A 23,344-nucleotide genomic window follows, 5' to 3' on the forward strand; every position below is an offset into this window, starting at 1 on the left:
CTCAGGAGCCAGTATGAAAGCCATTGCCTACTACGCCTCGTTGCCCATCAGCGACTCAAACTCTCTGCAAGACATCGACCTGCCAGAACCGGTTGCCGGCCCGCGTGACCTGTTGGTGGAAGTCAAAGCCATCTCGGTGAACCCGGTGGACACCAAGGTCCGCCAGAACGTACAGCCCGAAGCGGGCGCGGCGAAAGTGCTGGGCTGGGACGTGGCCGGTGTGGTCAAGGCCGTCGGCAGTAAAGTGACGCTGTTCAAGGCCGGCGACAAAGTTTTCTACGCCGGCTCCATCGCCCGCGCGGGCGGCAACAGCGAACTGCACGTGGTCGATGAGCGGATCGTCGGCCATATGCCGAAAACCCTCGGTTTCGCCGAAGCTGCCGCGCTGCCGCTGACGGCTATCACCGCTTGGGAATTGCTCTTCGAACGCCTGCAGGTGCGTGAAGGCAAAACCGATGAAGGCCAGAGCCTTTTGATCGTCGGTGCCGCTGGCGGTGTGGGGTCGATTCTTACGCAACTGGCCAGCCAGCTGACCGGGCTGAAAGTCATCGGCACCGCTTCCCGCCCGCAAACCCAGAGTTGGGTTCGTGAGCTGGGTGCCGACCTGGTGATCGATCACAGCCAGCCGTTGAGCGAAGAGCTCAAACGCGCGGGTGTCGATCAGGTGACCCACGTCGCCAGCCTGACCCAGACCGATCACCACCTGGACCAGTTGGTCGAGGCGCTGGCGCCGCAAGGCAAACTGGCCTTGATCGATGATCCGAAGGCGCTGGATGTGACCAAACTCAAGCGCAAGAGCCTGTCCCTGCACTGGGAGTTCATGTACACCCGCTCGCTGTTTGAAACCGCGGACATGATCGAGCAGCACAAATTGCTCAACCGCGTGGCTGAGCTGATCGACGCCGGGACACTGAAAACCACGGTCGGCGAGCATTTCGGAACCATCAACGCGGCGAACCTGCGTCGCGCCCATGAGCTGCTGGAAAGCGGCAAATCCAAGGGCAAGATTGTGCTCGAAGGGTTCTGAAACAAACTGACACAGTTGTCGCCCTGATGGGCGACACCGTCAGTCAGAGAGTTGACCGTTGTCACAATTGCGATCGTATTCGGGTCTACAATCGAAACCTCTGCGGCACAATCTTTTACGTAGCGTGTTTTACGAGAGGAGAGATCAGCAATGAAGATCCTGATAAAAGAATTGGCAAAATCCCAGTGGCAAGTCCGTCTTGACCAACACACCGTGACGTTCCGCAGCGAAGCCGAAGCCCGCGCCTTCACCCGTACCCTCGAAGCGCGACTACAAGCACCTCATCAAATTATTGACCACCAGCAGCGTGCCGCTGGCTGAGTCCGCCCTCAGACCTGGGCTTGCGCCAGCGCCCGGGTATTTTGCAAACGCCGGGTGAGCATCGCCACGCTCACCACCAGAATGCCGCACAGGCTGATGACCATGGCCATCGGCATGGCGCTGCCGTCGTGTAAAACGCCCACCAGTGCTGCCGCCCCGGCGGCGACGCTGAATTGCAGGCAACCGAGCATCGCCGATGCACTGCCGGCCCTTGCGCCCTGCCCGTTCATGGCGCAGGCCGAGGCGTTGGGGAGGATGCAACCCAGGCTGGCAATGCAGACAAACAGCGGAATCAGCAACGGCCATAGCTGCGCGGTGTGCAACGAACTGACGGCCAGCAGCGCCAGCCCGGCGCCGACGTAGATCCACACGGTGCGCGCCAGCAGAAACGCCGGACCACGCTTGGCCAGTAGTCGCGCGTTAAGCTGTGCCACCAGAATGAAACCCGCCGCGTTGGTACCGAACAGCCAGCCGAAATGCTCGGCCGGTACGCCATACAGCTTGATGAAGACGAACGGTGAACCGGCAATGTAGGCAAACATCCCGGCGATGGCGATGCCACCGGTCAGGGCGTGGCCGAGGAACACCCGGTCCGACAACAGTCGACCGTACTGACGCAACGCCCCGGACAACGGTTGACGCGGCACATGGGCCGGCAGACTTTCCGGCAGCCCGAGCGCCACGGCCAACCCTGCCAGTGCACTGAAACCGCTCAGCACCAGAAAGATCGACTGCCAGCCCGTGGTATTGACCAACAGCCCGCCCAGCATCGGCGCAAGAATCGGCGCCAGGCCCATCACCAGCATCAACTGCGAAAAGACCTTCGCCGAACCCACCGCATCGCATTTATCGCTGACAACCGCCCGCGCAATCACCATCCCCGCGCAGCCGCCCAACGCCTGGATGAAACGTGCGCCCATCAACCATTCGAGGCTCGGCGCATAGGCGCAGGCCAGGGAGGCGGCGGTGAATAAGCCGACGCCGGTCAGCAAGGGAATGCGACGCCCAAATCGATCCGCTACCGGGCCGTAAGCCAGTTGACCGATGGACAGGCCAAGGAAATATGCAGCCAGGGTCAGTTGAACGTGTTTTTCATCGGTGCCGAAGGCGAGCGCCATCGCCGGGAAGGCCGGCAGATAGAAATCGATCGCCAGCGGACCGAAGGCGCTCAAGGCGCCAAGAATCAAAATGGTACGGAGGTTCATCAGGCATCCAGTCAGGCATGGGTCGGCAGGCCGACAGTCTAGCCCCGAAGGGAGGCCTTGAACATTCCGTTAGGTCGCTAACTATTAAAAACCACTGAGTGAATACAATCCCCTGTGGGAGGATTGCGCTTTGTTCTCAGGCAACCTTGGCGGCGTAGCCCTCTTCGGTTATCACCGCGATCACCTGATCCGCCGACAAAGCACTCTCGACGCCGACTTCCTTCGCGGCCAGATCGACACGCACGCTGGCCGCAGGATCCTTGGCTTGCAGCGCCTGGGTGATGGCTCTGACGCAGTGACCACAGGACATGCCTTGAACGTTGAACACTTGCATGGGATGACTCCTTGAGTGAGGTTGCGTGCAGTCTCGAGCTTGCCATCATGGCAAGGTCAAGTTCTGCAGTGAGCTGCCGGGCTGGCAATCAACGCTGCGCTCGGCCAAGCTGCGTCCATCAATGACTCGACATCAGGAGATTCAGCCATGCGCTGGTCAGCTCTCAGCCTGTTTGGCTTTCTCAGCCTTTTTGCCGCGACACCTTCGGTTCAAGCCGCCGGGGAGGACTATGGCGTACTGATCATTTCCCGCGAGCGCCTGGAAGTCGCGACCTCCTGCGAGATCGGCGTGTACATCCAGGATCAGTTGTCGGCGCGGCTGTTCCAGGAGCAAAGCACCTCGTTCAACCTGCCGCCGGGCAATGTGTCCTTGCGCCTGAAGCTGCTGCCGGGCCAGGCGTCGGGGTGCAACCCGGGCATGCTCGCCCCGGGTTCGCAGAACATCACGCTCAAGGCCGGCGACGTGCTGAAGTTCCGGATTGCGATGACGCAGGAAGGGATGTACCTGAAACCCACTGCCCTGGACTATTGATCGCCAGACCGATCGTTCCCACGCTCTGCGTGGGAATGCCTCAACGGACGCTCTGCGTTCGGCTTTTAAAGGGGACGCAGAGCGTCCCGGGCTGCATTCCCACGCAGAGCGTGGGAACGATCAGGTGCCAGTCTTTTGATCTGAGACATGGCGCTTGACCTTGCCAGCATGGCAAGGTTGATCCTGTGGGTATCTTCTACAGGGAGCGTGACCGATGTCCGAATCCACCACTTTCAATCTGCCGATTGCCGGCATGACCTGCGCCAGTTGCGCCGGGCGTGTCGAGCGTGCCTTGAGCAAAGTCATCGGCGCCTCTGCCGTCAGCGTCAACCTGGCCACCGAACAGGCCCGCGTCCAGGCGCCCAGCGACAGCCTGCCAGCGTTGATGGAGGCGGTGCAGCAGGCGGGTTACAGCGTGCCGCAACAGAGCCTGGAATTGAGCATCGACGGCATGACCTGCGCCTCCTGCGTCGGTCGGGTCGAGCGAGCGCTGGCCAAAGTGCCCGGAGTCAAAAGCGTCAGCGTCAACTTGGCCAATGAACGCGCCCACCTTGAACTGCTCGGCCAGATCGATCCGCAAACCCTGATCGCTGCCGTGACCAAGGCGGGCTACAGCGCCAGCGTCTGGGAAGTCGAACACCCGCAAACCGATAATCAGCAACAACGCCTGCGCCGCGAGCGTTGGGCCTTGATCATGGCGATCATCCTCGCCGCGCCGTTGGTGCTACCGATGTTGCTGCAACCGTTCGGCGTGCACTGGATGCTCCCGGCCTGGGTGCAATTCGCGTTGGCCACGCCAGTGCAATTCATCTTCGGTGCACGCTTTTACGTCGCGGCCTGGAAAGCCGTGCGCGCCGGTGCCGGCAACATGGATTTGCTGGTCGCGTTGGGTACCAGCGCCGGTTATGGCCTGAGCCTTTATGAATGGGCCACCGCCGCCGGGCGCATGCCGCACCTGTATTTCGAAGCCTCGGCGGTGGTGATTGCCCTGGTGCTGCTGGGCAAATACCTGGAAAGCCGCGCCAAGCGCCAGACCGCCAGTGCCATTCGCGCGCTCGAAGCCTTGCGTCCGGAGCGGGCGATTCAGGTGATCGATGGGCGCGAGCAGGACGTCGCGATCAGCGCCTTGCGCCTCAATGATCTGGTGATGGTCAAACCCGGCGAACGCTTCCCGGTGGACGGTGAAGTGGTCGAAGGCCAGAGCCACGCCGACGAAGCGCTGATCAGCGGCGAAAGCCTGCCAGTGCCGAAACAACCCGGCGACAAAGTCACCGGCGGCGCGATCAATGGCGAAGGCCGGTTGCTCGTTCGCACCCTGGCCTTGGGCGCGGAAACCGTACTCGCCCGCATCATCCGCCTGGTCGAAGACGCTCAAGCGGCGAAGGCTCCGATCCAGAAACTGGTGGACAAAGTCAGCCAGGTGTTCGTGCCAACGGTTCTGCTGATTGCGCTGGCAACCTTGATCGGTTGGTGGTTGTACGGCGCGCCGATGGAAACCGCGCTGATCAATGCCGTGGCGGTATTGGTGATCGCTTGCCCGTGCGCCCTGGGGTTGGCCACACCAACGGCAATCATGGCCGGGACCGGGGTGGCGGCGCGTTACGGGATTCTGATCAAGGACGCCGAAGCGTTGGAGCGTGCCCACGAAGTCAGTGCGGTGGTCTTCGACAAGACCGGCACCCTGACTTCGGGTACTCCGCGCATCGCTCATCTAAGCGCAATCAACCATGACGAAGAGGCCCTGCTGCAAATGGCCGGCGCCCTGCAACGCGGCAGTGAACACCCACTGGCCAAGGCGGTTCTGGACGCTTGCGCCGAACGCGGCTTGACGGTGGCCGATGTCAGCGACAGCCAGTCCCTGACCGGCCGTGGCATCGCGGGCACTCTGGACGGTCGTCGATTGGCGCTGGGCAATCGTCGTCTCCTCGAAGAAAGCGGCTTGAACGCCGGTGAATGGGCTGAGTCTGCTGCCGCGTGGGAAACCGAAGGCCGGACCCTGTCCTGGCTGATCGAGCAAAGTCCCGAACTTCGGGTGCTCGGCCTCTTCGCATTCGGCGATACCCTCAAACCCGGCGCGCTGCAAGCTGTGCAACAACTCAACGCCCGCCACATCAGCAGCCACTTGCTGACCGGCGACAATCGCGGCAGTGCCAAAGTGGTTGCCCAGGCGCTGGGCATCACGGATGTCTACGCCGAAGTGCTGCCCGCCGACAAAGCGGCCACCGTCGCCACACTCAAGAAAAACGGCGTGGTAGCGATGGTCGGCGACGGCATCAACGACGCACCCGCCCTCGCCGCCGCCGATATCGGTATCGCCATGGGCGGCGGTACCGACGTTGCGATGCACGCGGCCGGGATCACCCTGATGCGCGGCGACCCACGGTTGGTGCCGGCGGCGCTGGAGATCAGCCGCAAGACCTACGCGAAGATTCGTCAGAACCTGTTCTGGGCCTTCGTCTACAACCTGATCGGCATTCCGCTGGCAGCCTTCGGCTTCCTCAACCCGGTGCTGGCCGGTGCGGCCATGGCGTTGTCGAGCGTCAGCGTGGTGAGCAATGCGTTACTGTTGAAAACCTGGAAACCCAAGGATCTGGAGGACAACCGATGAACATCGGCCAAGCGGCCCGCCAAAGCGGCCTGAGTTCGAAGATGATCCGTTATTACGAATCCATCGGTTTGCTCAAGGCCGCCCATCGTACCGACAGCGGCTATCGGGTGTACGGCGACGACGACCTGCATACCCTGGCGTTCATCAAGCGCTCCCGGGACCTGGGGTTCTCACTGGATGAGGTCGGCAAACTGCTGACCCTCTGGCAGGACCGCCAAAGAGCCAGCTCCGATGTGAAAGCCCTGGCCCGTCAGCACATCGATGAGCTGAACCAGAAAATCCGCGAACTCGGCCAACTGCGCGACACCCTGCAGAACCTGGTCGAACACTGCCACGGCGATCACCGTCCCGACTGCCCGATCCTCAAGAGCCTGGAGTCGGGCTGTTGCGCACCACCCGCTCGCCCCTGATCGCCAGCCCCTTCATCACCAACAAGGTGGTGAGGGGAATGCCGTGGAACAACAGCACCACGGCACCCGGCGTCCACCACGAATAGAACGGCGCCGCAATCAGCATGCCGACGCCGAACCCGGTCATTTGCAACAGCGTCAGAAAGCTGAAAATCGGTAGGCGCAGGCTGTCCGGTTCACGTTGCAGCCGCGACATCAGGCCGACTTCCGAGAAACCGTCGCCCAACCCCGCCGGCAACGAGAACAACAGCAAACCGTAGAGCGTTTGCTGCTGAAACATCAGGATGAAGCCGCAGGACATCAGCAACACACCAAAGAAGAATCGCCGCTCCAGGTTGACGTTCTCCGAGCCTTTCAGCCGACTGGCGATGCGTGCACCGATGAGTTTTCCGCTGGCCCAAACGGCCAGCATCAGACCCAGCGTGGTGCTGGCCGACTCGGGCGTCAGCAGTCTGGAAATAATCGGAAAACCCACGTTGTGCGCGGCACTGCCAAGGGTGTCAGCCATCGCCACCGCGAGCATTGCCGCCACAACCGGTGTACTGCGCAGCCCCTGGAGCAGGGCCGCCCATTCACCACGTTTGTGGATCGGTTCATCGCTGGGCGCTGGGGGTGAAAAACGCAGCGGCAAGATGAACAACGCGGCCAGCAGGTAAGTGACCACGTTCAATGCAAACACTGTTTCAAAGCCGAATGCCGCCACCAATAGCCCTGACACCAGACTTCCGCCGACCATGGCGGCCGACGACGCCGAGGTGATCCAGGCGTTGGCCTTGAGCAACTGATCGGCCTCGATCAAGTGCGGCAACTGACTGTTGAGGCCGATGGCGAACATTGAGTTGCCAAATCCCAGGCCGAAAGCGATCACCGGCAACAGCAGCATCTGCTGGGCGACAGGCAGCACCAACAACAGGCCCAGCAGCCCGGCGCGTAACAGGTCAAAGGCAATCAGCGGCAGGCGCCCGGCCCAGCGGCGATAAAACGTCGTGCCGATGAGGCTGGCGAATATTCCACCGGCCACGCGGCTGGCGAGAAAAATGCCGACGCTCATGGCGCTGTTGCTGAGCAGGTAGACGTAGGTGGCCAGGGCGACCATGTTGAGGAAGGCGCCGAAGTCCGAGATCAGGCGGGCGGTGATGATCAGTTGGGCGTTGCGGGTAGAGGTGTTCACATTCAATCCTTGAGTGTGGGTTTGGGCGGTGGCAGTAGACGCGATTTTGTGTGGAACTGAAAGCCACCCCTCACCCCAGCCCTCTCCCCAGAGGGGAGAGGGGGAAAGGGAGCCGATCTCTGTTGTTTTCAAACCTGAGTTCAACACGAACTTTCAGGTCGAAGTAGCTCGAAAGAACATCTCGGTCAGTCCCCTCGCCCCTTTGGGGCGGTCCGACGTTTCGGGAGGGTTAGGGTGAGGGGTCGATCCACATGACACACCACCAAAGTCCAGCAAACACAAAAAACCCGGCCGAAGCCGGGTTTTTCGTTAACCGATCACTGCATCCAGGGCGGAGGCGGTTCTTCGGCTTTGCTCGGTGGCGCGTCATCTGCCGCGCGGATCGCTTGCTTGCGCTCTTCATCAAGGCGTGCGGCCTCGATTTCGCGCATGATCCCGCCAACATCGGCCAACTCTTCCGGCTCATCGAACTCGCCGGTCAAGATGCTGGCCGGGTGCAAGGTGCCGGCTTCGAACAGGGCCCACATTTCCTTGGCGTACTTGGTCTTTTTCAACTCCGGCGCAAACCGCCCGAAATAAGACGCCATGTTGCCCACATCCCGCTCCAGCATGCTGAAGGCGTGGTTGTTGCCCGCCGCATCGACCGCTTGTGGCAGGTCGATGATCACCGGACCGGTCGGGGTCAGCAGTACGTTGAACTCCGACAGGTCACCGTGCACCAGACCGGTACACAACATCAGCACGATCTGCGAAATCAGGAACGCGTGATACTCGCGCGCCTGATCCGGTTCCAGCACCACGTCGTTCAGACGCGGCGCGGCATCGCCGTACTCGTCGGCCACCAGCTCCATCAACAGCACGCCTTCAAGGAAGTCGTACGGCTGCGGAACCCGCACGCCAGCACCGGCCAGACGGAACAACGCCGCCACTTCGGCATTTTGCCAGGCGTCTTCGGTTTCTTTCTTGCCGAACTTGGAGCCCTTGGCCATCGCTCGAGCCTGACGGCTGTTGCGCACCTTGCGGCCTTCCTGATACTCGGCCGCCTGACGGAAACTGCGTTTATTCGCCTCCTTGTAGACCTTCGCGCAACGTAACTCGTTGCCGCAGCGCACCACATAAACAGCTGCTTCTTTACCACTCATGAGTGGGCGCAGCACCTCGTCGACCAGACCGTCCTCGATCAGGGGTTCAATGCGTTTTGGAGTCTTCATCAGCTTTTATTGGGGGTCCTTTATTACCAAACACGCGAAAGTCATTCGTTATACGGCAATCCACTCGTTCGGGGGAGGGGTTGCCGACCTATGAACGCTCCAATAACCGTCAACAAGCACACAACGTGCCGGATTAATCGGTCAACAACCGCCAGTCATCATCGGCCGCCACAGATCATAGCTGACCCTGCGTCACTTGTTGCTGAAGGGCCAAACGGGTATTTACGACAAAAGCTGACATCTGGATTCATACCCTTCGTAGGATTTTTCTAAACAGGCCTCAATTTCCGCCTCGGCCAGCCGAAGTCATCTGAGACAAAGTGATTTGTCCGACAATCGTTTACGGCTGCCAATAATCCGCGAGTCATCTGCACTGCGTGGGCCTACAAGAAAAATCTGGAGCGCGGATGAACATCAAACAGAAGTTGACCTGGGCGTTTGCAATCATCGCCTGCTTGCCGGTGGTGCTGGTCGCTACCCTGGTTGTGCTGAACTTGCGCAGCGATGCCAAGGACAGTTTCGTCGACGGCAGTGGCCGCGAGATTCGTCAGGTCAGCAACGCCATGCAACTGTTCTTCGACGGCATCAGCCAGAACGTGGATTACCTGGCCACCCAACCGCTGATCAAGAACTCCGATGACAGCCTCAAGACCTACATAAGCGCCAACGCCGAGAGCATTCCCCAAGGCGAGATGGACAAGAAGGTCTTCGCTCTCCTTCAGGACCTGGGTAACAGTCACCCGTCCTACGCCTATGCCATCCTCGGCACCGCGGCGGGCGGTTATGTGTCCTGGCCCGACGATGCCAAGCTGAACAATTACGACCCGCGCCAGCGCCCCTGGTACAAGGCTGCCCAGGCCAAACCGGGCAAACCATTTCGCACTGAGGCCTATTACTGGGCCCAGGACGACGCGACGTACGTCAGTACCGTGCGCACCATCGATAACAAATTGGGCACCCATGGCGGCGTGGTCAGCATCGACGTGACGCTCAAGCAGCTCACCGAAATCGTCAAACAGATCAAGCTCGGTGAAACCGGCTACCTGATGCTGCTGGAAAACACCGGCACCGTGCTGGTCGATCCGAAGCAACCGGAACACAACTTCAAAGCGCTGAGCAGCCTCGGCGACGGCTACGCGCAACTGGCCAAGGCTGGCAAAGGGCTGGTGGAAGTCGAGCTGAACGGCGAACGCTACATGGCCAACGTCTGGCCGTCGGAGCAGCTGGGCTGGACCTTTATCGGCCTGATCAAGCAGACCGACGTGATGAGTTCGGCCACCCAACTGACCTGGTTGATCGCGATCATCGCCGCCGTGCTGGCGGTGCTCTTCGCCATCGTCGGCGCCAGTTTCGCCAGTCTGATCGTGCGGCCGATCCGCAGTGTGGCCAGCGGTCTGGAAGGCATCGCCCAAGGCGAAGGCGACCTGACCAAGAACCTGCAAATCCGTGGCAGCGACGAAACCGCGCAACTGGCCAACTGGTTCAACCAGTTTTTGGCGGCGATTCGCAACTTGATCCAGAGCATTGGCGGTGCCGCGACCAAGATCCTCGCCACCTCCAAGAGTTCGACCCAGGTCTCCAGCGACATGGCCGAAGCCGCCGGGCGTCAACGTGAAGCGGTGGACATGGTGTCCACGGCGTTCCACGAAATGGTCGCCACCGCCAACGAAGTCGCCCGCTCTTGCAGCCAGGCGGCGGAATCGGCCGACAGCGGCCAGCGCCAGGCGCGTGAAGGTCAGCAACAGATTGATGCAGCCGTGACCAGTGTTGATCGCCTGAGCCAGGAAATCGAACAATCGGCCCAGTCGATGCAGCAACTTGAGCGCGACAGCAACGACATTCAGTCAATCCTGGGGACCATTCGCTCGATTGCCGAACAGACCAACCTGCTGGCACTGAACGCGGCCATTGAAGCGGCACGGGCCGGCGAACAGGGTCGTGGGTTTGCAGTGGTCGCCGATGAAGTTCGGGCGCTGGCCAAGCGCACGGCGGATTCCACGGCGGAAATCGACGGTTTACTGGGCAACCTCGCCAAACGTACCAGTCAGGTGACCCAGCAAATGCATGCGAGCCTGGAAGTGTCCCAGCAATCGGTGACGCGAATCGGTGAAGCACGCAGCAGCTTCGGGCTGATTCGGGAATCGGTCGACGTGATTCGCGACATGAACACCCAGATCGCTACCGCGGCGGAAGAACAGCATCAGGTGGCTGAAGACATCAATCGGCACATCAGCCAGATTCATGGTGATGCGCAATTGGTGGCGGAACTGGCGAACTCGGCGCGGCTGGATTCGCAGAGCCTGGCCGGGTTGTCGAATGAGCTGGATGGGTTGGTGCGCCGTTTCAGAACCTGATTCAGAATCCCGGTGGCCGCTGCGCGGCCAATCGCGAGCAGGCTCGCTCCCACAGGGTTTTGTTGATCGTTCCCACGCTCTGCGTGGGAATGCAGCCCGGGACGCTCCGCGTCCCATTCGAAAGCTGGAACGCGGAGCGTCCCTTGAGGCATTCCCACGCGGAGCATGGGAACGATCATCACTGCCGAAACAACTCTCCGGGGGTAAACCCGAACAGGCTTTTGAACGCCGCAATAAACGCCGACGTCGAGTCATACCCGCAAGACAGCGCGGCATTCGTCACGCTGTCCCCCTCCTCCAGCAAACTCAACGACGACAGCAGCCGCATCCGCTGGCGCCACCCTCGAAAACTCAACCCCGTTTCACGCTGAAAAAGCCGCATCAAGGTCTTCTCCGAGGTCCCCAACCGCTCGGCCCACGCCTGCAAGGTCACATTGCGCTCAGGGCTTTCGATCAGCTCGTTGCACAGCCCCAGCAACCGTTCATGACGCGGTAACGGTAGCGAGAAGCCAACCTCCGGCAGATGCGCCAACTGGTCCAGCAGCACACTCACCAGCCGCGCGTCCTGACTGTCGCCCTGTGGATATTCAACCGGCAGCAAACAAAAACTCTTGATCAGCTCCCGGGCCAACGGCGTCACTTCCAGCACCCGGCAACGCTCCTCCGCCCAATCACAATCCTCGCGGCGCACATAGAGGCTGCGCATCTCGGCGCGCATTGAAGTCACCACCTGGTGTTCGAGATCCGCCGGAATCCAGATACCCCACTGCGGCGGCGCAAAGAAACTGCCTTCGGCAGTGTGCACGCCGAGAACGCCGCTGATCGCGTAGGAAAACTGTACCCAATCGTGCCGATGGGGCGAGGTCCATGAACCGGCGGTGAGACTTTCCGCTCGGGCATACAGCGCACGCGGCAATGCCGTCAGCGTCGGAATCGTCCGTTCAAGGGAAAGTTGTCCGTTAGTCGGCATTGATTGGCCTTATGTCGCAAGACGGCTGTTGGAGCCGACGTTAGGCTAAGTCACCAATTCTTACAAATGTATTCGGTGCCTGTTATGCATGCCTTCAAACACCTCAAACGCGTGGTCACTGACTGGTTCTTGTGTGGCATGTTGATTGCCACGCTGCTGGCGTATGTCTTCCCGACCTTCGGCGCCACCGGCGGCGGCATGCACGCTGAATACGTGATCAACATCGGCGTGTTCCTGGTGTTCTTCCTGCACGGAGTCAACCTGTCCAGCGAGCAAATCACTCACGGTCTGAAAAACTGGAAGCTGCACGTGATGGTCCAGGGTTTCACCTTCGCAGTGTTTCCGCTGATCTGGCTGCTGAGCGACAAGCTGTTGGGTTCGCACATTCCGTCGTTATTGATGCTGGGCTTTTTGTACCTCTGTGCCCTGCCCTCGACCATCTCCTCATCTGTGGCCCTGACCGGCAGCGCGGGCGGCAACGTACCGGCGGCGATTCTCAACGCGAGCCTGTCCAGCGTGCTGGGGATTTTCCTGACGCCGTTGCTGGTGAGTTTTGTGGTCGGCAGCGGCGCTGGCGGCATCGATCTGGGCGCAACCCTGCTCGACCTCTGCGCCATGTTGCTGTTGCCACTGGTACTCGGCCAATTGCTGCGACCATGGCTAGGCAAGTTCTTCGCCCGCCACAAGCGCTACACCAACATCGCCGACAAGCTGGTGATTCTGTTGCTGGTCTACGCGGCGTTCTGCAATTCGATGGTCTCGGGGATGTGGCAAAAGCAGGGCAACAGCGTGATCCTCACGGCACTGATCGGCAGTGCAATCCTGCTGGCGATCATCCTGTGGATGACCACCCGCACCGCTCGCGCATTGCAATTCAGCCCCGCCGATGAAATCGCCGCGGTGTTCTGCGCCAGCAAGAAATCCCTGGCCGCCGGAGCGCCGATGGCAGCGCTGATCTTCGGCGCCAACCCGGGGCTTGGGCTGATCCTGCTGCCGATCATGATCTACCACCCGCTGCAGCTGATCGTCTGCTCGGTGATGGCCGAGGGTTACGCCAACCGCAATCGGCAGCTGGCGCAACAGCAAAACGCCCCAACCCTCAGCGCTCGATAATCGCCGTAACCCCCTGACCACCGGCGGCGCAGATCGAGATCAACCCTCGACCCTTGCCCGCCGCATCCAGCAACTTCGCGAGGTTGGCAACGATGCGCGCCCCGGTGGCGGCAAAGGGATGCCCCGCCGCCAGTGAACTGCCTTTGACGTTGAGACGGCTGCGGTCGATGGAGCCCAGTGGCGCATCGAGACCGAGGCGGGTTTTGCAATACTCCGGATCTTCCCAGGCCTTCAATGTGCAGAGCACCTGCGCGGCGAAGGCTTCGTGGATTTCGTAGTAATCGAAGTCCTGCAAGGTCAGGCCGTTGCGCGCCAGCAAACGCGGCACCGCGTACACCGGCGCCATCAACAGCCCTTCCGCACCGTTGACGAAATCCACCGCCGCCGTCTCGCCGTCACGCCAATAGGCGAGGATCGGCAAGCCGCGCTCTTTCGCCCATTCCTCACTGCCCAGCAACACCACCGATGCACCATCGGTGAGCGGCGTCGAATTGCCCGCAGTCAGGGTGCCCTTGGCGCTTTTCTCGAAGGCCGGTTTCAGTGAGGCGAGTTTTTCCAGAGTCAGATCCGGGCGCAGGTTGTTGTCCCGGGTCAGGCCGAGGAACGGTGTGATCAAATCGTTGTGCCAGCCTTCGGCGTAGGACGCGGCCAGTTTCTGATGACTTTCCTGGGTCAGCTGATCCTGTTCGTCACGCGGGATGCTCCAGGTCTGGGCCATCATTTCACAGTGTTCGCCCATCGTCCGGCCGGTGCGCGGCTCGCCGATGCTTGGAAAGTAGGGCATCAAATGACGAGGACGCAGTTGCAGGAAGGTTTTAAGTTTGTCGGCGGTGCTGCGGGCGCGATTGGCCTGCAGAAGGATCTTGCGCAGGCTTTCGTTTACACCGATCGGCACGTCCGAAGCTGTGTCGACGCCACCGGCAATGCCGCATTCGATCTGACCCACTGCGATTTTGTTCGCCACCAGCAATGTCGCCTCCAGCCCCGTGCCGCAGGCTTGCTGGATGTCGTAGGCCGGCGTCATCGGCGACAACCGCGAGCCCAGCACGCATTCGCGGGTCAGGCCGGAATCGCGCAAATACTTGACCAGCGCACCCGCCGCCACCTCGCCCATGCGCACACCGTGCAGGTTATAGCGCTCGATCAGGCCTTCCAGCGCTGCGGTGAACATCGCCTGGTTACTGGCAGTGGCGTACGGCCCGTTGGACCGGGCAAAGGGGATACGGTTACCACCAATAATCGCAACGCGGCGCAGTTGAGTCATGAAAAGCTCCTGATGAAATTTCCAAATTGAAAACCAACCCCCTGTAGGAGCCTAGCTAGCTCCTACAATAGCCAAGCGTAGGCCTAATCTCGTGGATCGAACGACTGATTGCCATTCATGGTCCACACTTTGAATCCCAGCCGCTGGAGCGCGTTCCATGTCCGACCGTTATATCGACTTCGCTAATTCGTCCATCGGCCATCGTTTGGTCGGGGCCCTGGGTCTGCCGTCGCCGGTTCGGCTGGAGCGCTGGCAAGCCGGCCGGCTGCGGCCTGTCGAAGGGGCGCTGTTGATCGGCGGTGGCCCGTTGACGGAGAAAATCGGCACCTTTGCCAACCGCCTGACCGACGCGATTTACAGCTACGGCACCGAGCCTTCGCTGGCCACCGCGTGGATTCCCGGCCACGGCCCAAAACTCAAAGCCGTGGTGTTCGACGCCAGTGACCTGGTGCAGACCGATCAACTCAAACAGCTGCGCGAGTTCTTCCAGCCGTTGATCAAAAACCTCGATCACAGCGCGCATCTGGTGATTCTGGGGCGCGATCCGGAGAACTTGAGCGATCCCTTCGCCGCCAGTGCCCAGCGAGCGCTGGAAGGCTTCAGCCGTTCACTGGCCAAGGAATTGCGCAGCGGTGGCACCTTGCAGCTGATTTATGTCGGCGAAGGGGCGGAGGATCAGCTGGAAGGCCCACTGAGGTTTTTCCTCTCACCCAAAAGTGCGTTCGTTTCCGGGCAAGTGATTCGCTTGAATGCCTGCGACGCGCAGGTGACGGACTGGACTCGCCCATTGGCCGGCCGCAAGGCGCTGGTCACAGGCGCGGCACGCGGCATCGGCGCCTCCATCGCCGAAACCCTGGCCCGCGACGGGGCCGACGTGATCCTGCTCGACGTAGCACCGGCCAAGACCGACCTCGAAGCCCTCGCCGCACGCCTCGGCGGGCGCAGCATTACCCTGGACATTTGCGCCGACGACGCCGCCGCGCAGTTGGTCGAGCAACTGCCCGACGGCATCGACATCGTGGTGCACAACGCGGGCATCACCCGGGATAAAACCCTGGCCAACATGACCCCGGAATTCTGGGACGCAGTGTTGGCGGTCAACCTCAACGCGCCGCAAGTGCTGACCAAGGCACTGCTCGACAGCGGCACCCTGCACGACAACGGGCGGGTGATCCTGCTGGCGTCCATCAGCGGCATCGCCGGCAATCGCGGGCAAACCAATTACGCCACGAGCAAGGCCGGGCTGATTGGCCTGGCCCAAGCCTGGGCGCCCTTGTTGAATGAACGCGGCATCAGCATCAACGCGGTAGCCCCCGGTTTCATCGAAACCCAGATGACCGCGCACCTGCCGTTCGCCGTGCGCGAGGCCGGGCGGCGCATGAGTTCGCTGGGCCAGGGCGGCCTGCCGCAAGACGTCGCCGAAGCGGTGGCCTGGCTGGCTCAACCGGGTACCGGCGCGTTCACCGGGCAGGCGCTGCGAGTGTGCGGGCAAAGTGTATTGGGGGCTTAGGCATGAGCATCGATTGGCACACACTCAACTGCGAACCCAGCCTGTCGGGACTGTACGTGCGGGCTGCGACGCGACGCAGAATCACCGGCACCACCCTGCCCGATTCGGGTTTGCGCTGCTGGATCAATGTCGATCCGACGCGCCTGGCGGACTATCGCAAGGTCTGCGGTTTTGCCGAGAACGGTTTGTTGCCGCCAACCTACCCCCACATCCTCGGCTTCGCTTTGCAGATGCAATTGTTGACGGCCAGGGAGTTTCCATTCCCGTTGCTGGGGTTGATTCACCTGAGCAACCGCATTCGTGTCTTTCGCCCAATGGGCGGCGTGAATCGTGTGCGGGTCAGCGTTCAGGTGCAAAACCTTCAACCCCATGAAAAAGGCGCCACGTTCGACCTGGTGACCACTCTCGACGATCAGTTGGGGGCGTTGTGGGAAGCGGAAAGCCAGATGTTGTGCCGTGGGGTCAAACTGGCAGGCGAGCCCGTCGAGAAAGTGTTGGCTTCGACGCTGGAAATGCCGGAAGTGGCCCGCTGGAAAGCGCCCGCGGACATTGGGCGGCAGTATGCCAAAGTGTCCGGTGACTACAACCCGATTCACCTGAGTGCCGTCAGCGCCAAACTCTTCGGTTTCCCGACGGCCATCGCCCATGGGTTGTGGAACAAGGCCCGAACGCTTGCGGCGCTTGCCGATCATCTGCCGGCGGCGAATGTCGAGATTGCGGTGCAGTTCAGGAAACCGGTGCGGTTGCCCAGTGAGGTGACATTGCTGGCCAGCGCGGCGGGGTCGAGCGGGGATTTGCTGTTGGTGGGTGCGGGGGATTTGGAGCATATGGCGGGGCATTGGCGGCCGGTTGCCTGACCTTGATCGTTCCTGTGCCCGGTGTTCGGCTCTTGGGACGCGGAGCGTCCCTGGCTGCATTCCCACGCAGAGCGTGGGAACGATCAATCACTGACTCACTAAACCCATGCGAGGCTGCGGAAACAGATTGTTCAACGTCTCCAACAATCGCACGTGATAAATCGGCTTGCGAAACAGGTCGAGCACCTGCAACCGCAACATGTCGCTGACATCCTCCATGTCGGCATGCCCCGATGTCACGATCACCGGCAAATGCTGGCGGGACGTATGTTCGCGCAACCGTTTGATCAACGACATGCCGCTCTCCTCCGGCATCCGCAGGTCCGTGATCACCAACGCAATATCAGGGTGACGTGTCAGGTGGTTCAGCGCGAGCTTGACCGAGGTGGCGGTAAAGCAATTGAAGCCCTCGCCCTCCAGCAACTCCGCCAATTCGAGCAACGCATCCTCCTCATCATCGACCAGAAGAAGCTGTTGGCGCGGAAGTGAGGGAGCGTTCATGGGCAACACCTGCAATGGACTAAGCGTTGACGTTAGAAGCCCTTTGGAGCATTAGCAAGTTGCCACTGCGTCTTCTCGCGTCAATCGATGGCGGCCTTGATGGTGCCGAACAGGGTTGTTATCGAGGTTCCCATCCCTGCACTGAGGCCGGCAATCACCACCGCGATCATGGCGGCAACAATTGCGTACTCAATACCCGAAGCCCCCTCGGTATCTTTAGCCAGGCCTTTGTAAAAAGCGATTTCGGATTTGATCTTCTGAGCAATCTTGGAAAAGGACATGGCAGTTCTCCTGAAAGACGCGGGTGTTGCACGATCGCAACATGATTCCCCTTTGCCATCCTCAGCATTGTCGGCATTCCACCTACCCACAACTGTAAGAACGAATTATCACTAAAGTATTAGTTGCTTCGTTGACGCCAGAAAAGTCTTGTTTTCGCCCTAGCTGCTTACTTTCGTTAGTTATTTTCAGGTCCGTAATGGCTTTTTGCTCTAGCTGAGCTACCGTCAAATAGCGAAATAGTTCCATGTTCATAGCTGCCTGATTGCGAAGTTGTCTCGTTGGGCGCGACGAGGTCTCAAGCAGCAGGAAAGGGAGAGCCGTCATGAACAGTCGAATCACTCTGGGGCTGGCCGGCTTGTTTTTGGTGGGCGCCATTATTGCCGGTTACTGGGGTCTCACGCTGAGCAGCCAAACCGTTCCCGACCCTGTCGTGCAACCCGGAATTGTCACGCCTGCACCCACCGCCCAGACATCTGCTCCTATGGACGACCCCACCCGCCAACCCGTGGTGGTGCTGCTGCATGATGTGCCCCCGTTCGTACCGATCAGCGCCGCCGACGTGACCCTGGAAAAACTCCGTACCGCCCCGGCCGGCAGCCTGAGCCGCCTCGATCAAGCCATTGGCCGAACGCCCTGGCGTGCCCTCAGTGCCGGCACCTGGCTCAGTGATGAAAGCTTCGAAGCCGGCGGCAGACTCGCGCGGATGATTCGTCCCGATGAACGCGCCCTCGCCGTCGCCGTGGATGAAGTAATCAGTGCCGGGGGGCAACTGACACCGGGGGACTATGTCGATGTGCTGCTGTTTCTGCGCATGGACAACAACAACCCTCAACCGTCGGCGCAACTGGTGGTGCCGGCCTTGCGGGTGCTCGGCGTAGGCGAACAGATGGGGTTGACCAACGACGGTCAACCCGCAAGCCCGGCCCGCAGTAACGAAGAAAAACTCAAGCAGGAACAATTGCGTGCCAACGCCCGCAGCGTCTTGCTTGCCGTCCCCGAACAATTACTGAGTCGGTTGATGCTCGCGGCCCAGGCCGGCGTGTTGCGCCTGGCCGTACGCAGCGCCGATGAAAAACGCCTGGCTCGTTACTGGGCCGGCGAAAGAGTTTCATCGGCCAGTCTTGCCAGCACCAACCGCGAGTTGATGCAGTTCAGCCAACTGGCCATGACGCCCCCACCCAAACCTGCCGCTATCCCCAGCGGCACAGCACCGCGCAAGCCAAGCGTGGAAGTTATTCGCGGCAACGAAATTACCCAACAAACTCCCTGAATCGAGCAAGGACGCATCTAAATGCCCAGTCGTTCCATGCCGCTGTTTCAAGCACAACAAAGATCCGAACGGGTATCGCTTGTACTTCTTCGAAAACTGCAACTTCGATAAACGCAGCGGATTATCGCAATGAGCCAGAGCCAGAACCTGAGCCAGACCTTCCTCGCGATCACGCGCAACAGCACCGACCTTGAGTGGCTGCAAGGCGCCCTCGCCCCGTTGGGCCAAGTGGTCAGCGCCGGTGGTGGCAGCCTCGACGAATTGCTGGCGCTGGTGGATGTGACCTTCGCCAGCCTGGTGTTCATCGGCCTGGACCGTGAACACGTGGTGGCCCAAAGCGCACTGATCGAAGGTGCCCTGGAAGCTAAACCGATGCTGGCGATCGTCGCGCTGGGCGATGGCATGGACAACCAACTCGTGCTCAATGCCATGCGCGCCGGTGCGCGGGATTTCGTGGCTTATGGCTCGCGTTCCAGTGAAGTCGCGGGGTTGGTGCGACGGCTGGGCAAACGTCTGCCGCCCGTGGCCCCGAACACCCAACTGGGCAGCCTGACGGTGCTCTACGGTGTGCAGATCAACGCCGACGGCGCGCTGCTCGCCACGCACCTGGCGCAAGTGGTGCAAAAGAGCGGGCAGCAAACGCTGTTGCTGGACCTGGGCCTGCCACGCGGTGACAGCCTGGCCTTGCTCGGGCTGGAGAGTTCGTTCCACTTCGGCGATGCACTCCGGCACTTGCGGCGCCTCGACGCGACGCTGATCGACAGCGCGTTCACCACCTGCGCCGCCGGGTTGCGGATCCTCGCCTACGCCAGCCACGATATGCCGCTGGAACACACCAGCACCGCCGAGTTGTACATGCTGCTCAGCGCCCTGCGCCAACACTTCCAGCACATCGTGGTGAACCTGACTGGCCAGCCGGACAGCGAAGCGCTACGCACCTTCGTCACCCATTGCGACAAGTTGCTGTGGTACACCGATCAGAACGTCCTCGACTGCCGTCGCAACCTGGCAGTACTCGGCCTGTGGCGTGAAAAAGGCATGAAGCTCGATCACGCCAGACTGCTGGTGGACCGCTACCTGCGCAACGTCGCACCGGACGCCGACACCTTGAGCAAAAGCTTCGGCATGGAGATCATCGCGACCCTCGTCTACAGCCCGGAAGTGCGGCTCAATGCCAAGAACCAAGGGGTGACGCTGTTTGAACTGGCCCCCCGCGAAAACCTGACTCAAAGCCTGCGCGCCCTCGGCGATCAGTTGGCCAAGCGCTCCGAGGGCCTGGCCAAGCCCAGGCCTGGCTGGTTCAACCGGTTGAGGGGTGCGCAATGAGCGGTGAAAAACTTTTCGGTGCACCTGAACGCACCACCAGCGGCAACACCGACCACGAAGGTCTGAAACTGGTGCTGCACCGCTACATCATCGACGCCATCGAGGAATCCGGCAAAAACCTGCTGGAGGGTTCGCGGCAGCTGCTCTCACAGTTCGTCATCGACAAGGTTGCCGAGTACATCGCCCGGCTGCACCTGGCGATTTCCCGCTATGAAATGGAGCGTCTGGCCGAAGAAATCGTCGATGAACTCACCGGTTTCGGCCCCTTGGAAGTGTTGCTGCGGGACCCGGCGGTGACGGAGATTCTGGTCAACGGCCCGCACCGGGTGTTCATTGAACGCGACGGCATCCTGCATCTAAGCGACCTGCGTTTCATCGATGCGCATCACGTCGAACGGGTCATGCAACGGATCCTCGCGCCCCTGGGCCGACGGCTCGATGAGTCCTCGCCAATGGTCGACGCACGACTGCCCGACGGTAGTCGGGTCAATGCGATCATTCCGCCGATTGCGCTCGATGGTCCCTGCCTGTCGATCCGCAAATTTCGCAAGGACATGCTCAAAAGCTCAGATCTGGTGGCGATGCAAACCATCGATCAGGCGATCTTCGACTTCATTCAGGAGGCCGTGGGCCAACGCTGCAACATCCTGATCAGCGGCGGCACCGGCACCGGCAAGACAACTCTGCTGAACATTCTCAGCCAGTTGATCAACCCTCACGAGCGAATCGTCACCATCGAAGACGTGGCCGAACTGCAACTGGGCCACCCTCACGTGGTACGCCTGGAAACCCGACCGCCGAATGCCGAAGGCCACGGCGAAGTGAAGGCCAGCGACCTGATTCGCAACGCCCTGCGGATGCGCCCGGACCGAATCATCCTCGGCGAAATTCGTGGCGTCGAAGTGCTGGATGTACTCACCGCGATGAACACCGGTCACGACGGTTCCATGAGTACCGTGCACGCCAACAACGCCCAGGATGCGCTGTTGCGCCTGGAGACCCTGGTGGGCCTGACGGGCCGCACCATCGCCGAGCGGACCTTGCGGCAAATGATCTGCGCCGCACTGGATGTCGTGATCCAGCTGACGCGCCTGCCCGACGGCCGCCGCTGCGTCAGCGAAGTGGTGGAGGTGATCGGTTTGCGTGATGACGTGTATGTCACCAACACGTTGTTCCGGTTCGACCGGCGTACCGGCTTCGGATTCATCCGTGAGGCGGTCAACCCCGCCGGCGACAAACTGCGCCGCGAGTCGGCGCTCTCTCCCTCTGTGTACTGAAGGCCACGGCATGCTCAAACCGGTGCTGCTCATCCTCCTTTGCCTGGTTTTGCTCGGACTGTCGATCCGCCTGTTTTATCGCGGTTTGCGCCAGTCCGGCACTGAGCGGGTGCTGGGTCGCCTGATCCAGGGACAAGCGCAGCCGGTGCCGACGAAAGCCTCTTGGGTGGGTCTGGACCGGGCGTTTCTGCGGGCCGGCCTCAGGCGTCCTTCCGAGCGTCTGGGCGGGTGGCTGCTGCTCTGGGCCTTTGGCATCTTGCTCGGATTTGCTACCGGTGGCTGGGTCGGCTTGCTGGTTCTGTTACTGCTGCCGCCGCTGATGCTGCGTCTGTACGTCAATTGGCGTTATCAGCGCCGACTCCAGCGCATGATCGAACAACTGCCACAAATGCTCGATCACACCGTGCGCAGTCTGAAGTCCGGGCGCACCCTGGCCGATGCGGTGCTGGGCGCCATCGACACCGCTGAAGACCCGCTAAAAAACGCCATGGGGCGGATTCAGCGCAACGTGGTGTTGGGGGTCAGCCTGCCGGATGCCGCGGCGGACTTTGCCGAGCTGTATGAGAAAGACGAACTTCGCCTGTTCGCGCTGGGGTTGAAGGTCAATCACCGCTATGGCGGCAACGCCAGCGAACTGCTGGAAAACCTGATCAAGATGATCCGCGAGCGCGAGCAGGCTGCACGCCAGCTCAGGGCCATGACCGGTGAAACCCGGGTGACCGCGTGGGTCCTGGGCTGTTTGCCGATTGGCCTGGCGGGTTATTTCCTCGCGACCAACCCTCAATACTTGCTTGCCATGTGGCACGACGGCTCGGGGCAAATCATGCTCGCGTCCGCGTTCGGCTTGCAGGTGATCGGCAGCCTGGCCCTCTGGCATATGTTGCGCAGCGTATGAAAGTGCCTTTGCTGATCTGCGCGTTGCTGTTGCTGGGGGCCACCCTGTTGCTGCTCAGCGGTTTGCTGGAACACCGTCGACGGGCTCGCCAGGTGGCACAACGACTCGACGGCAAACTGGCGAGCGACAACCGGGTAAATCAGTGGCTTGAGCTGCTGGGCAGCAGCCGGATCGGTCAGCGTTCGGTCAACCTGGATAACGAAACCCAGGCCTTGCTTAACCGTCTGGGCTGGCGCAGCGCCCGGCGACGTTCACTGTTCGCGGCATTCCAGGTAGGCGCTCCGGTGCTGGCGCTGGCCCTGGCCTTGCTGATCCAGGGCGTGTTCTTCCCTCACGCAGACAATCAATGGATGGCCCCGGTACTCGCCACCTGCATCGGCTATCTATTGCCCAAACGGTTGCTGGCCGCTGCCGCGCAGCGTCGGCAAAAACAACTGGCGCTGGAGATTTCCACCTTCATTCCGCTGCTGCGCATCCTGTTCGAATCGGGCATGGCGGTGGAGCAGTCGCTGCGAGTGTTGAGCAATGAAGGCAAACAATTATTACCGGCCCTGACCCATGAATTGCGCTTGGTATTGGCCCGGGTCGATTCCGGCCTGGAACTGGGCGAAGAACTGCACAAAGTCACCCAACTGCTGGCCGTCGACGAGTTCACCGACACCTGCGTCATCCTTGAGCAGCTGATCCATCAGGGGGGCGGTGCGATGAAATCCCTGCTGACCCTCAAGCAATTGCTCGACGACCGGCGCCTGACGCGCCTGCAGGAGTACATCTCCAAGCTGTCCGCCAAAATGTCCATCGTGATGATGCTGTTTCTCTTCCCGGCGTTATTGATCGTACTGGCCGGCCCGGGCTTCACCGCCCTGTCCCGTGCCTTTGGTTCTTAGAGGGATCGTAATGAAAGCAA

22 protein-coding genes and 1 pseudogene are annotated in these 23,344 nt (G+C 61.0%); 15 read left to right on the plus strand and 8 right to left on the minus strand.

The window, feature by feature from the left end; genetic code table 11:
* Positions 1-13: 13 nt before the first annotated feature.
* Complete coding sequence (locus tag ACQ4OB_RS25760) at positions 14-1,027, plus strand: zinc-binding alcohol dehydrogenase family protein (protein ID WP_430956706.1); 1,014 nt, start codon at positions 14-16, stop codon at positions 1,025-1,027.
* A gap of 150 nt (positions 1,028-1,177) precedes the next feature.
* Positions 1,178-1,348: a hypothetical protein gene (locus ACQ4OB_RS25765; RefSeq protein ID WP_162842849.1), complete on the plus strand. Its 171-nt coding sequence runs from the start codon at positions 1,178-1,180 to the stop codon at positions 1,346-1,348.
* A gap of 8 nt (positions 1,349-1,356) precedes the next feature.
* Here the strand turns inward: ACQ4OB_RS25765 and ACQ4OB_RS25770 are convergent, their stop codons facing one another.
* Positions 1,357-2,553 carry a multidrug effflux MFS transporter gene (locus tag ACQ4OB_RS25770; protein ID WP_430956707.1) on the minus strand — a complete coding sequence of 399 codons (1,197 nt, stop codon included), beginning with the start codon at positions 2,551-2,553 and terminating at the stop codon, positions 1,357-1,359.
* 136 nt (positions 2,554-2,689) lie between these two features.
* Entirely contained in the window at positions 2,690-2,887 is a 198-nt protein-coding gene (locus ACQ4OB_RS25775; RefSeq protein WP_076028758.1) for a heavy-metal-associated domain-containing protein, read from the minus strand.
* Positions 2,888-3,034: 147 nt separating this feature from the next.
* On the opposite strand from ACQ4OB_RS25775, the gene ACQ4OB_RS25780 reads away from it, so the two are divergent.
* The 3 genes from ACQ4OB_RS25780 (at position 3,035) to cueR (ending at position 6,436) form a co-directional block, all read left to right on the plus strand.
* A complete protein-coding gene (locus ACQ4OB_RS25780) occupies positions 3,035-3,418 on the plus strand; it encodes a hypothetical protein (protein WP_076028759.1) in 384 nt (127 codons plus the stop codon).
* Positions 3,419-3,632: 214 nt separating this feature from the next.
* Positions 3,633-6,026, plus strand: a complete 2,394-nt coding sequence (locus tag ACQ4OB_RS25785) for a heavy metal translocating P-type ATPase (protein WP_430956708.1) — start codon at positions 3,633-3,635, stop codon at positions 6,024-6,026.
* The gene (cueR, locus tag ACQ4OB_RS25790) at positions 6,023-6,436 is read left to right on the plus strand and encodes a Cu(I)-responsive transcriptional regulator (RefSeq protein ID WP_430956709.1); all 414 of its coding nucleotides are present in this window, start codon (positions 6,023-6,025) and stop codon (positions 6,434-6,436) included. Before ACQ4OB_RS25785 ends, cueR begins: the two co-directional genes overlap by 4 nt.
* On the opposite strand, the gene ACQ4OB_RS25795 is transcribed toward cueR, so the two are convergent.
* Entirely contained in the window at positions 6,390-7,607 is a 1,218-nt protein-coding gene (locus ACQ4OB_RS25795; protein WP_430956710.1) for an MFS transporter, read from the minus strand. The two genes, cueR and ACQ4OB_RS25795, sit on opposite strands and share 47 nt — an antisense overlap.
* 317 nt (positions 7,608-7,924) lie before the next feature.
* Complete coding sequence (locus tag ACQ4OB_RS25800) at positions 7,925-8,818, minus strand: PA4780 family RIO1-like protein kinase (RefSeq protein WP_008156543.1); 894 nt, start codon at positions 8,816-8,818, stop codon at positions 7,925-7,927.
* A 407-nt stretch (positions 8,819-9,225) separates the two neighbouring features.
* Between ACQ4OB_RS25800 and ACQ4OB_RS25805 the strand changes: the two are divergent.
* Positions 9,226-10,314: pseudogene (locus tag ACQ4OB_RS25805) on the plus strand (cache domain-containing protein); the annotation flags it as partial.
* Positions 10,315-10,443: 129 nt separating this feature from the next.
* Complete coding sequence (locus ACQ4OB_RS25810) at positions 10,444-11,172, plus strand: methyl-accepting chemotaxis protein (protein WP_371917828.1); 729 nt, start codon at positions 10,444-10,446, stop codon at positions 11,170-11,172.
* A 178-nt stretch (positions 11,173-11,350) separates the two neighbouring features.
* On the opposite strand, the gene ACQ4OB_RS25815 is transcribed toward ACQ4OB_RS25810, so the two are convergent.
* On the minus strand, positions 11,351-12,142 hold the full coding sequence (locus ACQ4OB_RS25815) for an AraC family transcriptional regulator (RefSeq protein WP_430956711.1): 792 nt from the start codon (positions 12,140-12,142) through the stop codon (positions 11,351-11,353).
* Positions 12,143-12,226: 84 nt separating this feature from the next.
* Between ACQ4OB_RS25815 and ACQ4OB_RS25820 the strand changes: the two genes are divergently transcribed.
* Complete coding sequence (locus tag ACQ4OB_RS25820; protein WP_102615728.1) at positions 12,227-13,255, plus strand: bile acid:sodium symporter family protein; 1,029 nt, start codon at positions 12,227-12,229, stop codon at positions 13,253-13,255.
* Here the strand turns inward: ACQ4OB_RS25820 and ACQ4OB_RS25825 are convergent.
* On the minus strand, positions 13,242-14,519 hold the full coding sequence (locus ACQ4OB_RS25825; protein ID WP_074873498.1) for an acetyl-CoA C-acetyltransferase: 1,278 nt from the start codon (positions 14,517-14,519) through the stop codon (positions 13,242-13,244). The genes ACQ4OB_RS25820 and ACQ4OB_RS25825 overlap by 14 nt on opposite strands.
* 157 nt (positions 14,520-14,676) lie before the next feature.
* Here ACQ4OB_RS25825 and ACQ4OB_RS25830 point away from each other — a divergent pair, with 157 nt between their 5' ends.
* Complete coding sequence (locus ACQ4OB_RS25830) at positions 14,677-16,029, plus strand: 3-oxoacyl-ACP reductase (protein ID WP_074873496.1); 1,353 nt, start codon at positions 14,677-14,679, stop codon at positions 16,027-16,029.
* Between the two features lie 2 nt (positions 16,030-16,031).
* The gene (locus ACQ4OB_RS25835; RefSeq protein WP_430956712.1) at positions 16,032-16,886 is read left to right on the plus strand and encodes a MaoC family dehydratase; all 855 of its coding nucleotides are present in this window, start codon (positions 16,032-16,034) and stop codon (positions 16,884-16,886) included.
* An 87-nt stretch (positions 16,887-16,973) separates the two neighbouring features.
* Here ACQ4OB_RS25835 and ACQ4OB_RS25840 read toward each other — a convergent pair whose 3' ends face one another.
* Both ACQ4OB_RS25840 and ACQ4OB_RS25845 read right to left on the minus strand, forming a co-directional pair.
* Positions 16,974-17,387, minus strand: coding sequence for a response regulator (locus ACQ4OB_RS25840; RefSeq protein ID WP_074873492.1), 414 nt, complete (start codon positions 17,385-17,387; stop codon positions 16,974-16,976).
* 80 nt (positions 17,388-17,467) lie between these two features.
* Complete coding sequence (locus tag ACQ4OB_RS25845) at positions 17,468-17,668, minus strand: Flp family type IVb pilin (RefSeq protein ID WP_076028770.1); 201 nt, start codon at positions 17,666-17,668, stop codon at positions 17,468-17,470.
* Positions 17,669-17,991: 323 nt separating this feature from the next.
* Between ACQ4OB_RS25845 and cpaB the strand changes: the two genes are divergently transcribed.
* From cpaB to ACQ4OB_RS25870, 5 genes are all read left to right on the plus strand, one after another.
* A complete protein-coding gene (gene cpaB / locus ACQ4OB_RS25850; protein ID WP_074873488.1) occupies positions 17,992-18,939 on the plus strand; it encodes a Flp pilus assembly protein CpaB in 948 nt (315 codons plus the stop codon).
* Positions 18,940-19,068: 129 nt separating this feature from the next.
* Positions 19,069-20,265, plus strand: coding sequence for an AAA family ATPase (locus ACQ4OB_RS25855; RefSeq protein WP_074873486.1), 1,197 nt, complete (start codon positions 19,069-19,071; stop codon positions 20,263-20,265).
* Positions 20,262-21,542, plus strand: a complete 1,281-nt coding sequence (locus ACQ4OB_RS25860) for a CpaF family protein (RefSeq protein WP_076028773.1) — start codon at positions 20,262-20,264, stop codon at positions 21,540-21,542. The genes ACQ4OB_RS25855 and ACQ4OB_RS25860 overlap by 4 nt, the downstream gene beginning before the upstream one ends.
* Before the next feature lie 10 nt (positions 21,543-21,552).
* Positions 21,553-22,437: a type II secretion system F family protein gene (locus tag ACQ4OB_RS25865; protein ID WP_430956713.1), complete on the plus strand. Its 885-nt coding sequence runs from the start codon at positions 21,553-21,555 to the stop codon at positions 22,435-22,437.
* Complete coding sequence (locus ACQ4OB_RS25870; protein ID WP_074873480.1) at positions 22,434-23,324, plus strand: type II secretion system F family protein; 891 nt, start codon at positions 22,434-22,436, stop codon at positions 23,322-23,324. The genes ACQ4OB_RS25865 and ACQ4OB_RS25870 overlap by 4 nt, the downstream gene beginning before the upstream one ends.
* Positions 23,325-23,344 lie beyond the last annotated feature (20 nt).

The sequence above is a fragment of the Pseudomonas sp. ES4 genome, assembly GCF_050586665.1.
GTDB classification, from domain to species: Bacteria; Pseudomonadota; Gammaproteobacteria; order Pseudomonadales; family Pseudomonadaceae; genus Aquipseudomonas; species Aquipseudomonas frederiksbergensis.

What these genes read in the sequence shown, in the direction of transcription:
- ACQ4OB_RS25830 (WP_074873496.1), top strand. Translation starts at nt 14,677, where the DNA reads ATGTCCGACCGTTATATCGACTTCGCTAATTCGTCCATCGGCCATCGT.
- ACQ4OB_RS25820 (WP_102615728.1), top strand. Translation starts at nt 12,227, where the DNA reads ATGCATGCCTTCAAACACCTCAAACGCGTGGTCACTGACTGGTTCTTG.
- ACQ4OB_RS25860 (WP_076028773.1), top strand. Translation starts at nt 20,262, where the DNA reads ATGAGCGGTGAAAAACTTTTCGGTGCACCTGAACGCACCACCAGCGGC.
- cpaB (WP_074873488.1), top strand. Translation starts at nt 17,992, where the DNA reads ATGAACAGTCGAATCACTCTGGGGCTGGCCGGCTTGTTTTTGGTGGGC.
- ACQ4OB_RS25870 (WP_074873480.1), top strand. Translation starts at nt 22,434, where the DNA reads ATGAAAGTGCCTTTGCTGATCTGCGCGTTGCTGTTGCTGGGGGCCACC.
- ACQ4OB_RS25865 (WP_430956713.1), top strand. Translation starts at nt 21,553, where the DNA reads ATGCTCAAACCGGTGCTGCTCATCCTCCTTTGCCTGGTTTTGCTCGGA.
- ACQ4OB_RS25815 (WP_430956711.1), bottom strand. Translation starts at nt 12,142, where the DNA reads ATGCCGACTAACGGACAACTTTCCCTTGAACGGACGATTCCGACGCTG.
- ACQ4OB_RS25855 (WP_074873486.1), top strand. Translation starts at nt 19,069, where the DNA reads ATGAGCCAGAGCCAGAACCTGAGCCAGACCTTCCTCGCGATCACGCGC.
- ACQ4OB_RS25840 (WP_074873492.1), bottom strand. Translation starts at nt 17,387, where the DNA reads ATGAACGCTCCCTCACTTCCGCGCCAACAGCTTCTTCTGGTCGATGAT.
- ACQ4OB_RS25835 (WP_430956712.1), top strand. Translation starts at nt 16,032, where the DNA reads ATGAGCATCGATTGGCACACACTCAACTGCGAACCCAGCCTGTCGGGA.
- ACQ4OB_RS25810 (WP_371917828.1), top strand. Translation starts at nt 10,444, where the DNA reads ATGGTGTCCACGGCGTTCCACGAAATGGTCGCCACCGCCAACGAAGTC.
- ACQ4OB_RS25770 (WP_430956707.1), bottom strand. Translation starts at nt 2,553, where the DNA reads ATGAACCTCCGTACCATTTTGATTCTTGGCGCCTTGAGCGCCTTCGGT.
- ACQ4OB_RS25800 (WP_008156543.1), bottom strand. Translation starts at nt 8,818, where the DNA reads ATGAAGACTCCAAAACGCATTGAACCCCTGATCGAGGACGGTCTGGTC.
- ACQ4OB_RS25765 (WP_162842849.1), top strand. Translation starts at nt 1,178, where the DNA reads ATGAAGATCCTGATAAAAGAATTGGCAAAATCCCAGTGGCAAGTCCGT.
- ACQ4OB_RS25780 (WP_076028759.1), top strand. Translation starts at nt 3,035, where the DNA reads ATGCGCTGGTCAGCTCTCAGCCTGTTTGGCTTTCTCAGCCTTTTTGCC.
- ACQ4OB_RS25760 (WP_430956706.1), top strand. Translation starts at nt 14, where the DNA reads ATGAAAGCCATTGCCTACTACGCCTCGTTGCCCATCAGCGACTCAAAC.
- ACQ4OB_RS25775 (WP_076028758.1), bottom strand. Translation starts at nt 2,887, where the DNA reads ATGCAAGTGTTCAACGTTCAAGGCATGTCCTGTGGTCACTGCGTCAGA.
- ACQ4OB_RS25825 (WP_074873498.1), bottom strand. Translation starts at nt 14,519, where the DNA reads ATGACTCAACTGCGCCGCGTTGCGATTATTGGTGGTAACCGTATCCCC.
- ACQ4OB_RS25845 (WP_076028770.1), bottom strand. Translation starts at nt 17,668, where the DNA reads ATGTCCTTTTCCAAGATTGCTCAGAAGATCAAATCCGAAATCGCTTTT.
- ACQ4OB_RS25785 (WP_430956708.1), top strand. Translation starts at nt 3,633, where the DNA reads ATGTCCGAATCCACCACTTTCAATCTGCCGATTGCCGGCATGACCTGC.
- cueR (WP_430956709.1), top strand. Translation starts at nt 6,023, where the DNA reads ATGAACATCGGCCAAGCGGCCCGCCAAAGCGGCCTGAGTTCGAAGATG.